At 40.5% G+C, this 12,539-nt stretch carries 10 protein-coding genes; 3 read left to right on the top strand and 7 right to left on the bottom strand.

Annotated elements, in window-relative coordinates; all coding sequences use genetic code 11:
- Positions 1-146: 146 nt before the first annotated feature.
- Positions 147-1,484: an Nramp family divalent metal transporter gene (locus HWQ38_RS07190; RefSeq protein ID WP_292791696.1), complete on the bottom strand. Its 1,338-nt coding sequence runs from the start codon at positions 1,482-1,484 to the stop codon at positions 147-149.
- A gap of 248 nt (positions 1,485-1,732) precedes the next feature.
- Here HWQ38_RS07190 and HWQ38_RS07195 point away from each other — a divergent pair, with 248 nt between their 5' ends.
- Both HWQ38_RS07195 and HWQ38_RS07200 read left to right on the top strand, forming a co-directional pair.
- On the top strand, positions 1,733-3,715 hold the full coding sequence (locus HWQ38_RS07195; RefSeq protein ID WP_292791699.1) for a heavy metal translocating P-type ATPase: 1,983 nt from the start codon (positions 1,733-1,735) through the stop codon (positions 3,713-3,715).
- A gap of 120 nt (positions 3,716-3,835) precedes the next feature.
- On the top strand, positions 3,836-4,081 hold the full coding sequence (locus HWQ38_RS07200) for a UPF0175 family protein (RefSeq protein ID WP_292791702.1): 246 nt from the start codon (positions 3,836-3,838) through the stop codon (positions 4,079-4,081).
- A gap of 494 nt (positions 4,082-4,575) precedes the next feature.
- Here the strand turns inward: HWQ38_RS07200 and HWQ38_RS07205 are convergent, their stop codons facing one another.
- Complete coding sequence (locus HWQ38_RS07205; RefSeq protein WP_292791705.1) at positions 4,576-5,664, bottom strand: aromatic ring-hydroxylating dioxygenase subunit alpha; 1,089 nt, start codon at positions 5,662-5,664, stop codon at positions 4,576-4,578.
- A gap of 347 nt (positions 5,665-6,011) precedes the next feature.
- Between HWQ38_RS07205 and HWQ38_RS07210 the strand changes: the two genes are divergently transcribed.
- Positions 6,012-6,443 carry a heavy metal-responsive transcriptional regulator gene (locus HWQ38_RS07210; RefSeq protein ID WP_292791707.1) on the top strand — a complete coding sequence of 144 codons (432 nt, stop codon included), beginning with the start codon at positions 6,012-6,014 and terminating at the stop codon, positions 6,441-6,443.
- A 153-nt stretch (positions 6,444-6,596) separates the two neighbouring features.
- Here HWQ38_RS07210 and HWQ38_RS07215 read toward each other — a convergent pair whose 3' ends face one another.
- The 5 genes from HWQ38_RS07215 to HWQ38_RS07235 form a co-directional block, all read right to left on the bottom strand.
- On the bottom strand, positions 6,597-6,824 hold the full coding sequence (locus HWQ38_RS07215; protein ID WP_292791709.1) for a hypothetical protein: 228 nt from the start codon (positions 6,822-6,824) through the stop codon (positions 6,597-6,599).
- Between the two features lie 19 nt (positions 6,825-6,843).
- On the bottom strand, positions 6,844-9,207 hold the full coding sequence (locus HWQ38_RS07220) for a heavy metal translocating P-type ATPase (protein WP_292791711.1): 2,364 nt from the start codon (positions 9,205-9,207) through the stop codon (positions 6,844-6,846).
- Between the two features lie 44 nt (positions 9,208-9,251).
- The gene (locus HWQ38_RS07225; protein WP_292791713.1) at positions 9,252-9,446 is read right to left on the bottom strand and encodes a heavy-metal-associated domain-containing protein; all 195 of its coding nucleotides are present in this window, start codon (positions 9,444-9,446) and stop codon (positions 9,252-9,254) included.
- 595 nt (positions 9,447-10,041) lie between these two features.
- The gene (locus HWQ38_RS07230; protein WP_292791716.1) at positions 10,042-11,166 is read right to left on the bottom strand and encodes a hybrid sensor histidine kinase/response regulator; all 1,125 of its coding nucleotides are present in this window, start codon (positions 11,164-11,166) and stop codon (positions 10,042-10,044) included.
- Positions 11,167-11,204: 38 nt separating this feature from the next.
- Complete coding sequence (locus tag HWQ38_RS07235) at positions 11,205-12,539, bottom strand: hybrid sensor histidine kinase/response regulator (protein WP_292791719.1); 1,335 nt, start codon at positions 12,537-12,539, stop codon at positions 11,205-11,207.

The raw sequence follows: 12,539 nt of genomic DNA on the forward strand, positions 1-12,539 counted from the left end.
TAGGTGGGTATAAATAAACATAATACCCAGAACCGCGACTTTTCCCCATGTCCTGAGCGTTTTAATGTGATCTACTTACCTGGTTAAAGTCTGCGTAGACGCAGCGCTGCACAGAGAAGTTGGAGTGGTAGCTGTAGATAAACATTCTAACTAGGACTCGAAAACAGCCAGCTTGAAATAGTTTGCAATAACAGCCAAGCATTTAAACTGCCGATAACAATTGCTACTAACCAGGATAAAATCTGCAACCACCAAGGATTGACAAATTCACCCATTAAGGATTTATTACTTGTAAACATCACCAACGGGACTACGGCAAATGATAGCTGTAAACTTAAAATAACTTGGCTGAAAATTAGTAAGCCACCTGTACTTTTTTCTCCTAAAAGCGTAATTGAAATTAATGCGGGGATAATCGCAATTAATCTAGTTGATAACCTACGTAACCAAGGTTTCAGACGCAGATTCAAAAAGCCTTCCATGACAATTTGTCCTGCTAAGGTGGCGGTAAGAGTTGAACTTTGCCCGGAAGCAAGTAACGCTAAACCAAAAATTGCGCTGGCGGCATTCACACCCAATAAGGGAGAAAGCAATTTATAAGCATCTTGAATTTCTGCAACATCCTGATAACCAGAAAAATGAAATGTGGCAGCAGCAATAATCAAAATTGCTGAGTTGATAAACAAGGCGAAACATAAAGCAACTGTGGAATCGATTGTACTAAACTTAATAGCTTCCCATTTTTTTTCAGATGTTGATTCCCAATCGCGTGTTTGCACGATTGATGAGTGCAGATATAAGTTGTGCGGCATAACTGTTGCCCCCAAAATGCCAATAGCAATGTAGAGCATTTCTGGGTTCTGCACAATTTCTATTTTGGGAATATATCCTAATAAAACTCCTCCCAAATCAGGATGCGAAAAGATGATTTCTGCTGCAAAACAAATACCTACAGTTGCTACCAACAAGATTACCAAAGCTTCTGTATAGCGAAAGCTTTTGTTTTGTAGCAGTAACAATACAAATACATCTAGGGCTGTTATACACACGCCCCAACTCAAGGGAATGCCAAAAAGTAGTTGCAGCGCGATCGCACTTCCCAAAACTTCCGCTAAGTCACAAGCAGCGATCGCTATCTCACAAAGTACCCATAACCCAATGTTGACACGCGGGCTAAAGTGATCTCGACAAGCCTGTGCTAAATCTCGTCCTGTTCCTACTCCCAACCGCACACACAACGATTGCATTAAAATCGCCATCAAGTTGGAAAGCATAATCACCGTTAGCAACGCATAACCAAATTTAGCCCCGCCAGCTAAGTCAGTCGCCCAGTTACCAGGGTCCATATACCCTACAGATACAAGATATCCTGGCCCTCCATAAGCCAGCATCTTGCGCCAAATGCTTTTAGTGTTAGGAATCCTAATGGTGCGGTGAACTTCAGGTAGGCTGGGCTTCCTGTCTGGGTTTTCTGGAAAGGGCATTTGTTTACACTCTCAATTTTTCATAATTCTGTCATAATTTCTCAAAAAACTGACCAGAATAGCTACCTTTACAAGGTTACAAATCTTAATATTTACTAAATATTAGTAGAAAGATTCAACAATAAACCTAAATTTTGTATTGATATAGATTCTCGTTCTTAAATTCTCAACTTGTAAAAACTCCTTTTTTTCATTACATTTGAGAACAGGCTCATATATCAAATAACTTACTAGCCTTAACAGATAAAATGAAGCAAAAAGTACATTCAGAATCTTCAGGTTGTTCCCACTGTGAACATGATCATCACGAGAATCATAACCATGATCATGATGAGAATCATAACCATGACCACAATCACGAACACGGTGGAGAATTCAACCTGAAAAATGAGATATTGCCCTTGGTAATGATTTTAAGTTTATATGCGCCCGGTGTAATTTTTGAAAATCAATTACACAATACATTTTACTCGATAGGTGAATATTTGCTTTTTATACCTGCCTATTTATTAAGTGGATGGAGTGTTTTAAAAACTGCTGGGCGCAATATACTCAGAGGCAGAGTATTTGATGAAACATTTTTAATGGCAGTAGCGACACTAGGGGCGATCGCAATTCATAAATTACCCGAAGCTGTCGGAGTCATGTTATTTTATAAAATTGGAGAATTGTTCCAAGATATAGCCGTCAGTCGTTCTCGTAGTTCCATCAAAGCCTTATTGGAAGTCCGTCCCGACTATGCGAATATCCAAATAGACGGAGAACTTAAGAAAGTATCGCCAGAAACGGTAAATATTGGGGATATTATTATTGTAAAACCCGGAGAAAAGATTCCCTTAGATGGCGAAATTATAGATGGTAATTCGCAAGTTGATACATCTGCATTAACTGGAGAATCTGTGCCGCGAACTGTGAGGCTGGGAGAGACAGTTTTAGCTGGGATGATTAATAAAATGGGTGTGATCAGCATTAAAGTAACAAAACTTTTTAATGAATCTTCCATTGCTAAGATTTTAGACTTAGTGCAAAATGCCAAAAGTAAAAAAGCAGAAACAGAAAAGTTTATTACTAAATTTGCCGGGTATTACACACCAATTGTAGTTTTTACATCTCTAGCAGTTGCACTATTACCTCCTTTATTCATTTCCGGTGCAACTTCTTCACAATGGGTTTATCGCGCCCTAATTTTGTTAGTTATTTCCTGTCCGTGTGGACTGGTTATCAGTATTCCATTAGGTTACTTTGGAGGTGTGGGAGGTGCAGCTAGACGTGGTATTTTGGTTAAAGGTTCTACTTTTTTAGATACTTTGAATGCAGTCAATACAGTTGTTTTTGATAAAACGGGAACGTTAACGAAAGGGGTATTTAAAGTAGCAACAATAGTACCATTAAATGGCTGGAACGAACAAGAATTGCTACAATTAGCTGCCAAAGTAGAATCGCACTCAAATCATCCGATCGCTCAATCTATCTGCAAGGCTTATAGGGGAAGAATCGATGAATTTGAAGTGAGAGATTATCAAGAGATCGCAGGCTATGGAATTAAAGCCAAGGTTGAAAATAGAGTAGTGATAGCGGGAAGCGATCGCTTATTACATAGAGAGAAAATTCCTCATGATAATTGCCAGTTAGAGGGAACAGTTATTCATCTAGCAGTGGATAATATTTATGCTGGGTATATTGTCATTGCTGATGAACTCAAAGAAGATGCAAGACTTGCTATTCAAGCACTTAAGCGAATGGGTGTAGAGAGAACAGTAATGTTGACAGGAGATAATCAAGCGATCGCTTCCCAGATTGCTCACCAGCTTGGCATAGATAGCTATGAAGCAGAGTTATTACCTGAAGAAAAAGTTCATGCCATTGAGAAATTACTCAGCACCGCCGGCAAGCATGGTAAAGTTGTCTTTGTTGGCGATGGCATTAATGATGCGCCAGTGATTGCTAGAGCAGATGTTGGTATGGCGATGGGCGGGTTAGGCTCAGATGCAGCGATAGAAACTGCCGATATTGTGATCATGACAGATGCACCATCAAAAGTGGCAGAAGCAATCCAAATCGCCAGAAAAACCCGCCAAATTGTTTGGCAAAATATTGGGTTTGCTTTAGCAATTAAAGGTGTATTTATTGGGTTGGGTATTTTCGGTATAGCGACAATGTGGGAAGCTGTATTTGCTGATGTTGGAGTAGCTTTACTGGCAATTCTAAACGCAACTAGAGCGATGAGATAAATCAGAAGCGGAGCAAGGGAAAAGCTCCGCCGAGGCATCAGAATACAGAATACACAATTGGTGAATACTCTACCATCAATGGATAGTGCTACGATGCAATCATGAGTTAATGAAACTTCTATGAGCTTGGTTATTCCAGACGAACTTCTCAAAATCAGTGGTCTTTCAGAAGAGGAATTATGGCAGGAAATCGTAATTTTGCTTTTTCAGCAAGATAAAATTAGCATCGGTAAAGCCAGCAAATTAGTTGGAATGAATCAACTAAAATTTCAAAAATTACTAGCTAATCGCGGTATTTGCATACACTATGATGTGGCTGAATTTGAAGAAGACCTCCAGCACTTACGTGAAAAAGGCTGGCTATGAGGGAGGGGATGGAGTTTCCCCCCGCTTTCAATGAACTGGATAAAATTGAGTCTGCATTGGAATCATGAGACTTATGTAAATATACAGTTATTTGGCGGATGTAAATCAGGGTTTTCTCACCCAGGCAACTAGTAAAACAGAGATATCCAGTTAATTGGTATTTGTTTATACTATTTCAATTTTTTGTAGTCGTTATACTCATGACTTAGGTTCTACCTGGGAATTAGGAAGTGGCAAAGCCACTTCTTTTTATTGATATGGTAGCCCAGTAAAAAATAAATTAAAAGTTAAAAGTAATTTGGTTGAACTTTTAACTTTTATTAATTGTTATACTATTTCACAAAATACCTGCTAAACATACATTTGTAGGGGCGTACACCTGTACGACCCTACAGGCGATTCATTTCTTGCAAAAATTGTTGACAATGGTATGATTTCGTGTGCGTTTAATTGACCAAGTAATCTGACGGAATTCTGGTCATATAGACATGATACTAATCATTACTCATTGTATCTTGCCATCTCTCACGTTTGGGCTTGCTCTCCACATCGCGCGATCGCGCTTCTTGCCAAGTCCCCCACATTAGGGATTGCTGTTTTTCAACATGGTTAATAAACTGCATGATTGGCTGATCTACTTTGATGGGAGTTTTCAAATCAAACTGAATTGTTTGGAGAACCTTGATGTCACCCATGAAAAAGAACTTACCTGCAATTTTGGTTAGCCATAATACAGTTCGATTGCATAACCAACCAAAAATTCCTTTACGTTTCTTAGTGATCAACAAGATTTGACCTTCAGCTTTTCCCCCTTCGTGGAGGCGAACTGCTAACATCGTGTGGACATGGAAGAAATCGGGGCCAAGTGTGGCAATGCTAATGCTACCGTACCAATAGCAAATACTGTAAGTTATGGCATTTTTGTAGAAAAGACGGATGAGCTTAATGAAAGAGGAATTGTCTTTGATGGGTGTAGTGTTAGTGAAAATAATCGCATTCTCGTTCAATTCCTGTCTTTCAAAAATAATTTCTATTGGCAGTTGGTGAACTGTATTGAGGTGTTGAGCATCGATGGGGTTAATCATCACCACATTGGGGTGACAGTTCATCACGAAGTGAGAATGGATGGCGACATCACACTCTTTTTGTTCCAACTCTGGAACAAAAGGTAGAGGTTGTTGTGGTATTTCTCCAGTCCAAACCCAAATCATCCCGTACTTTTCAGCAGTAGGCCAAGTTTGTAACTTTAGGGAAAGTGGCACATCTAAACATGGGATATCAATACACATCCCTTCAGCATCAAACTTCCAGTGGTGGAAAAAACAACGTAGTGCATTACCCTCAACTTTGCCTTCAGCAAGGTGAGCGCCCATGTGGGGACAGTAGGCATCGAAGGTAACTACTCTTTTATCTTTACCACGGTAAATCACTAATTCTCTACCCAAAATCGTGACAGGTTTTACTTCACCCACCCGCAGATTTTGAGAGGGTATTACCCAATACCATCCCTCAATAAAACGCTCTGGATTATTAAAATTTTTAGGCTTACGGGTTGAGCTAAAAGTCTGCGAGTTGAGATTCATTTTTATGGTTTCACTTGAAGTGAAGCAGTTGATCTACAAGTAACATGGGAACTTCAAAAAAACAGTTACTTTCAGTACCATGAGAAAGAGTTACCCAATAAATGGATAAATTACAAAGGTAAATTGTTGGAAAAATATCTTTAGAAATGTTAAAGTTATGACATTTAAATATCAGCTAAAATAAGCTGATATCCATTTATAATAGATATTTGAAAAATGAAAACTTAGTAAAATCTCTAATTAGATAAAAACTTCAAGTACTTATGCCAATATTTTGCTAAACTCTCAAAGGACTTAATGATTAATAAAATATGTCATAATAATTACAAGAGTTAGGAAAATCTACCGTGTTAACTCCAGATAAAAAATTGCTTTTAATTGGTCAGGTAAGAGATTTAAGCGGAATCCCCATCAGGACAATTCGTTATTACGAAAGTTTAGGCTTAATCAATTCATCAAGACGAACAGAGGGAGGCTTTCGCCAGTTTTCATTGGATGTGCTAACTCGTCTAGCATTCATTAAAAGGGCACAAAATCTTGGTCTTAGCCTAGAAGAGATTGGAAATATTCTTCAGGTTTATGACCAAGGACAAGCTCCCTGTGGTGAAATCAAAGACAAGCTCAAAGATAAGGTTTTGCAAATTGATCAACAAATTGATCAGTTGTTAACTTTACGTTCGGAAATAGAGGGATTACTTTCAGGCTGGAAGAATATCAGCGATCACCATGAGGATACAATTTGTCCGATCATTCAAAATAAGACTTACAGTAAAAGTTAAAAGTAAAATAGGCTGGTGGTGAATTGAGGATTGAAATTTAAACGCATAGGCGCTTCTCTACGAGACGCTACGCGAACGCCTTCCCGCAGGGTAGGGGCGCGGAGGGAAGCGCAGAGGAACGCAGAGAATTTGTTAGGAATTTTCGTTCTTTATTTAGGATTCGGAACTTTTATAGAGAAGAAACCACCACAACTCTAGTCCAATTAAGGTTAAACCACCGATCGCAACACCAACTTTTAAGCCCAAAGGTTGCTCAATATGATTAAATTGGCTGGTTTGCTCTGACGAGTGGGCTGGCATTTCTGCTAATGTTACGTCTGATGTTACAGTGAGAAGCACTAAAGCTGTAAGGCTTCCCCAAAGCATTTTTTTACTGAACATTTCCTAAATTAACCTGCAATTATGAGATAGCTTTTGGTTGAAAGTTACGCAATCTTAGAGCGTTGCTAACAACAGAGAGCGAAGAAAGAGCCATCGCAGCCCCGGCGATAATCGGATTAAGTAACCAACCAAAGATGGGGAACAGAATTCCAGCCGCAATGGGAATACCAATGACGTTGTAAATAAAGGCAAAAAAGAGATTTTGCCTAATATTATTGATGGTGGCGCGACTAAGTTGAATTGCTGTGACAATTCCTTGCAAATCTCCAGAAATTAGGGTGATATCGCTAGCTGCGATCGCTACATCTGTTCCCGTACCAATAGCAATTCCCACATCCGCCTGTGCTAGGGCTGGCGCATCATTTATGCCATCACCTACCATTGCTACAATATTAGATTTTGGACTTTCCTGCGGAACGCTACGCGAACGACTTCTCTCCGAGACGCTACGCGAACGCTCAGTCGAACGATTTGGGATTTGGGATTTGGGAAATTTTTCTATCTCCCCTTGCAATGATTGGATAATCGCCGCTTTCTGATCTGGCCGGACTTCGGCAAATACTCGCTTGATGCCAACTTGTAGAGCGATCGCTTCGGCAGTTTTACGATTATCTCCGGTCAACATTACTACTTCTAAACCTAACTTCTGTAGTGCTTTCACCACTGCTGTTGATGAAGGTTTGAGGGCATCGGCAATACTCATTATTCCTTGGAGTTCGCCATCTACAGCAATCAAAATAACTGTTTTACCAGCAGTTTCCCAGGCATCTTTATACTGCTGAAGACTCATGGTGTTAATTCCAAGTTCTGTTAACCAGCGTTGTGTACCAACTTGCACTAGCTGATTTAAAACAACTGCTTGCACACCACTACCTGCATTAGCCACGAAGTTCTTTGCATCTATTAAACTCACCTGTTGAGACTGGGCGTATTTCACCACAGCTGACGCTAAAGGATGCTCAGAATTTCGTTCTACCGTTGCTGCTAACTGTAAAAGCTTGATTTCATTACCATTAGCTGTGCCGTTGATAGTCACAAAGTCTATAACTGTCGGTTTCCCCTGCGTCAAAGTGCCAGTTTTATCTAAAACGATGGTTTTAATTTTGTGTGCTAGTTCTAAGCTGTCAGCACCCTTAATCAAAATGCCATTTTCTGCACCTTTACCAGTCCCCACCATTACAGAAGTGGGGGTAGCTAAACCTAAAGCACAAGGACAAGCGATAATCAGTACACCTACCATTGTCGTTGTTGCTAGGGTGAGGTTGCCCGTGAAGTTAAACCAAATGACGAAAGTGGCGATCGCGATCGCAATCACAGCTGGTACAAACCATCCTGTAACCTGATCTGCCAAGCGCTGAATTGGTGCTTTAGAACCTTGGGCTTGTTGTACTAATTTGACGATTTGAGCCAAAAACGTATCATTTCCGACTCGTGTCACCCGAAACTGAAATGCACCTGCACCGTTAATCGTCGCCCCAATTACTTCATCTCCGGGCTGCTTTTTGACTGGCAAACTTTCACCTGTCACCATCGCTTCATCTACCGTTGAAGCACCTGTAATCACTTCTCCATCTAGGGGAATCTTCTCACCAGGACGCACCAAAATCACATCGTTAATTCTGACTTCGGCGATCGGAAGATCAATTTCCTTACCATCACGGATTACCCTGGCATCTCTAGCTTGCATTCCAATGAGTTTGCGGATAGCTTCAGAAGTTTGTCCCCTAGCGCGATTTTCTAACAACCGCCCCAGCAAAATTAAGGTAATAACAATCGCGGCAACTTCATAATAAACATGAGGAATCAAGCCCTGAGCAATAAAAAAGTTCGGGAAAACCGTGACAAACAAAGAATATAGATACGCTGCACTTGTGCCCAAAGCAATCAGCGTGTCCATTGTCGCCGTATGGCGCTTGAGGGATTTCCAGCCATTCCGGTAAAAAGATCCACCACACCAAAATACGACGGGAGTTGTCAGCACTAACTGTACCCAAGGATTTTGCAGGAAACTTGGAATCAAGGGTAAATTTAGCCCAGTCATCATGGGCAACGATCCCAAAAATAGGAAAATGCTAATTACACCTCCCACCAATACTTTGAGAGAGAGTTTGCGTTGTAATGCTCGCCTACTCGCAATCTCTGCATCATCTTCTTCGGAGAGTATTTCTTTTTGGAGTGAGTCCGAAGAGTATCCCGCAGATGCGATCGCAGTTTGGATTTTCTCTAAATTGGTTAGAGAGCGATCGTACTTGATGGTAGCTTGTTCTACTCCAAAGTTAACGTTGCAGTCAATTACCCCAGGAACAGAGCGAATTGCCTTTTCGATGTTAGTGGCGCAAGCGGCACAACTCATGCCTCGAAGTTTGAGTGTGAGAGTATCCATAACTAGATGAATCCCTGTAATTGGTGTGGCAGGATCATTAAAGGTTAAGCAACTGGATAGCCAGCAGCAGCTAACGCTTCCTTAATTGCTGTTTCTGATGCTTGAGTTTCTACACTGACAAGCTTGGTTGTGGGATCAGCCTGAATGCTAGCATTGGCATCGACTGCCTGAAGTGCTTTGGTGATGGTGCTTGCACAAACAGAACAAGCCATGTTGGGAACTGTGAGTTGGAGGGTCATAGATTTACGGGATAAAGTGGATAAAGCTAGCCAAACCAAACTGGATGACTCAAGAAATTTCTGGTTGAGAGTCGCCTTAAATTCATCCTAGACTCTCTAGCCGGCTGGAGAGTCTAGAGATTTTTAAAAGTTTTTGGCTAAACTTCAAATTTATTTACAACCTTGGTCTAACTGAGCAAGCGTTGCTAATGTAAATACAACGTACTACAAAACACTTGTCATCCGATGAAAGTGTGTGTTTTGAACCTTACAGTTCTGGGAGTCAGGGTTTCCAGCGAGGTAATGTTTGACAACAATAGCAATCCTGAATCATTCGTGAAAAACGAGATACCCGACTTCTCAAAGAAGTCGGGTATCTGTGGCTTACAAGTCTCACAATTGAACCTTGCATGATTAAAAGTCACGTGATGGAAAGCTTCAACGATCTCCGCCTGAATTGCTCCAGGTCTTATAAGTTCTCCACAGGTATTTTAAGCCTCCGGCGCACCGACGGCGGCTATTTAATTATCGCTAATAAGTTGATATGCATAAATAAACAACACTTTATAGTAAACACTGAAAATCTTTACCCTGACTACTTATGAAGCAGAAAAAATTAAGTGTTTTTAGGTAGTTGCACAGTGAATAGACTACCTTTACCTACTTCCGAAGCAACCTGGATAGTTCCGGCGTGCCCTTCTACAATCCGGTGGGATAGATGTAGTCCTAACCCACTACCTGAGCGTTTATTTCTACCTTGGCGAAATCGCTCGAAAATTGTTGCCTGATCTTCTGGCGCAATCCCATATCCTGTATCTTGGATCTCAATTATTACCGAATCTGGATTTCCTGGATGAGATGATCTTTCCAAAATGCGGACTGTTATGCCACCTGTATCTGTAAATTTGATGGCATTTGCGATCAAGTTGTTTAGCACTCGCCGTAGTTCCAAGCGATCGCCCATAATAATCCCAGCATTTTTACCTAGTGGTTCTAATTCACTGGTATCTATTTCTAGAGTCAACCCTTTTTCATTAGTTAGAGGACTCAGTTCGCTGACTACTTCTTCAGATATCTCACGTAAATCGCATACTTCCCAATTCAACGTTTTTTTACCTGCCTCGAAGCGATAGACTTCTAGGAGGGTGTTTACCATATCCATCAAATTTTGGTTACTGCGAATCATGACTGCGATCGCCTGTTTCATTTCTGGCGAAATTTTGCAGAATGTTTCCATCTCAAACAAATTCAACATGCGATCGGAGGCTACTAAGGGAGTTCGCAAATCATGAGTCAGACGAGAAACAAAGTCTTCGCGTTGGCGAGCCATTTTTTGTTGTTCGTCTAGACTGTGCTTGAGACGCAACAGCGATCGCACTCTTGCCAGTAGTTCATCAGTATCAAATGGTTTACGAATAAAATCGTCAGCCCCAGCATCCAAACCTTCGACAACGCTGGATTCATGAAAGGCAGTAATCAGCAGAATTGGAATATAAGAGATTGCAGGGTTCTTCCGAATCCGCCGGGTGACTTCATAACCATCTATTCCCGGCATCATCACATCTAACAGAATCAGATCCGGTGGAGATTGTTCAATTTTCTGCAAAGCTTTTATTCCATCTGAAGCCAAATCAATTTTATACCCCTCACTTTCTAAAATTGCTTCAACCAAAATGAGATTATCTTGAATATCATCAACTGCCAGGATACGAAAAATTTTATTATCTTCAACTACAGACATGATTTATCAACTTTTATCAGTTTTTTTTTGGAACTAATTTATAGTTTAAATTTAGGATATCCTATTGATGCTTTACTGGCTTGAGAACATGACTGATGCGAATTTTTAGCAGAGCAAAAAACCTCCTCCCCATCTAACTCTAAACCTGGAACCTGGGCTGCTCCAGTCGATGATGTGATTTGACGTGGCAATTCAATTTTAAACATTGAACCGAACCCCAATTTACTCTCCAGAAATATTTTGCCGCCCATCATTCGTACCAGCGAATCTATAATTGCCAAACCCAGACCTGTACCTGGATATTTGCGAGTGATACTTTGATCGACTTGCCGAAATGCTTCAAAAATACATTTAAAATCTCTCGATGCTATGCCAATACCTGTATCCTGAACAATAATTGCCACTCGATTTTCAGGTAGTTCCTTAACCTCAACCCAAATTTTACCAGACTCGGTGAACTTAATGGCGTTGGAGAGCAGGTTAATTAAAATCTGTTTGACACGAGCGGGATCATTAAATATCAAAGTATTTTGCAAATCAGTTTGCATTAACAATGAGATATTTTTGGCATCAGCTAGGGAATGCATTTCATCTATAGCGAGATTTATTACCTTTGATACATCAAATATTTCCGCCTTGAAGTTTAATCGCCCTGCTTCCAGCCTGGAAAAGTCGAGAACTTCATTGAGTAGCATCAGCAAATGCTTCCCATTATTCAAAATGCGCTCAAGCATATCTGCTTGTTGGTGCGTTAGTTGACCTAACTTAGGACGCAACAGGATTTGCGAAAAACCAATAATCGCATTCATCGGCGTTCTGAGTTCATGAGTTATACTTGCCAAAAAATCTGATTTTAGCTGTGATGCCTCCAATAGCTTGAAGTTTTGCATTTGAATCTCTTGCTGTTGTCTCTCCAATTCTTGGTTTTTACGAATTAGTTGTTCATGACTTTCTCTAAGCTGCTGATTTGCCAAAGCTGCCTGCATTTCAGCCCGATAAAGCCGGATCGCACTCCGCAAAACCTGGGATAATGTTTCTGGGGATATCTTAGACTTAGAGAGATAGTCTGTAGCACCAGCTTTGATTAATTGGACAGCAATTTGTTCATCTCCTTGACCAGTTAGAACTACTAAAGGAACTTTAATTTCTGAAAAACGTAGTTGTTGAATCAAGGTTAATCCATCCTCGTCTACTAAGCGATAGTTGAGGAAAACACAATCATAGGCAGTAGCGCTTAAGGCAGAAAACGCATCAATACTATCGCCTACTTCAGACAGTTCCATTTGAACACCTGCTTTAGTCAGGGCACAACGGACTGCCATCCGGTCTACTTTGTCATCTCCTACAACTAAAATTTTCAGCGTCTCTTGCAT

This window comes from Nostoc sp. NMS7 (assembly GCF_017115085.1).
Taxonomy (GTDB): domain Bacteria; phylum Cyanobacteriota; class Cyanobacteriia; order Cyanobacteriales; family Nostocaceae; genus Nostoc.

Coding starts and splice junctions, on each gene's coding strand:
- HWQ38_RS07190 (WP_292791696.1), bottom strand. CDS start 1,484: ATGCCCTTTCCAGAAAACCCAGACAGGAAGCCCAGCCTACCTGAAGTT.
- HWQ38_RS07195 (WP_292791699.1), top strand. CDS start 1,733: ATGAAGCAAAAAGTACATTCAGAATCTTCAGGTTGTTCCCACTGTGAA.
- HWQ38_RS07200 (WP_292791702.1), top strand. CDS start 3,836: ATGAGCTTGGTTATTCCAGACGAACTTCTCAAAATCAGTGGTCTTTCA.
- HWQ38_RS07205 (WP_292791705.1), bottom strand. CDS start 5,664: ATGAATCTCAACTCGCAGACTTTTAGCTCAACCCGTAAGCCTAAAAAT.
- HWQ38_RS07215 (WP_292791709.1), bottom strand. CDS start 6,824: ATGTTCAGTAAAAAAATGCTTTGGGGAAGCCTTACAGCTTTAGTGCTT.
- HWQ38_RS07220 (WP_292791711.1), bottom strand. CDS start 9,207: ATGGATACTCTCACACTCAAACTTCGAGGCATGAGTTGTGCCGCTTGC.
- HWQ38_RS07225 (WP_292791713.1), bottom strand. CDS start 9,446: ATGACCCTCCAACTCACAGTTCCCAACATGGCTTGTTCTGTTTGTGCA.
- HWQ38_RS07230 (WP_292791716.1), bottom strand. CDS start 11,166: ATGTCTGTAGTTGAAGATAATAAAATTTTTCGTATCCTGGCAGTTGAT.
- HWQ38_RS07235 (WP_292791719.1), bottom strand. CDS start 12,539: ATGCAAGAGACGCTGAAAATTTTAGTTGTAGGAGATGACAAAGTAGAC.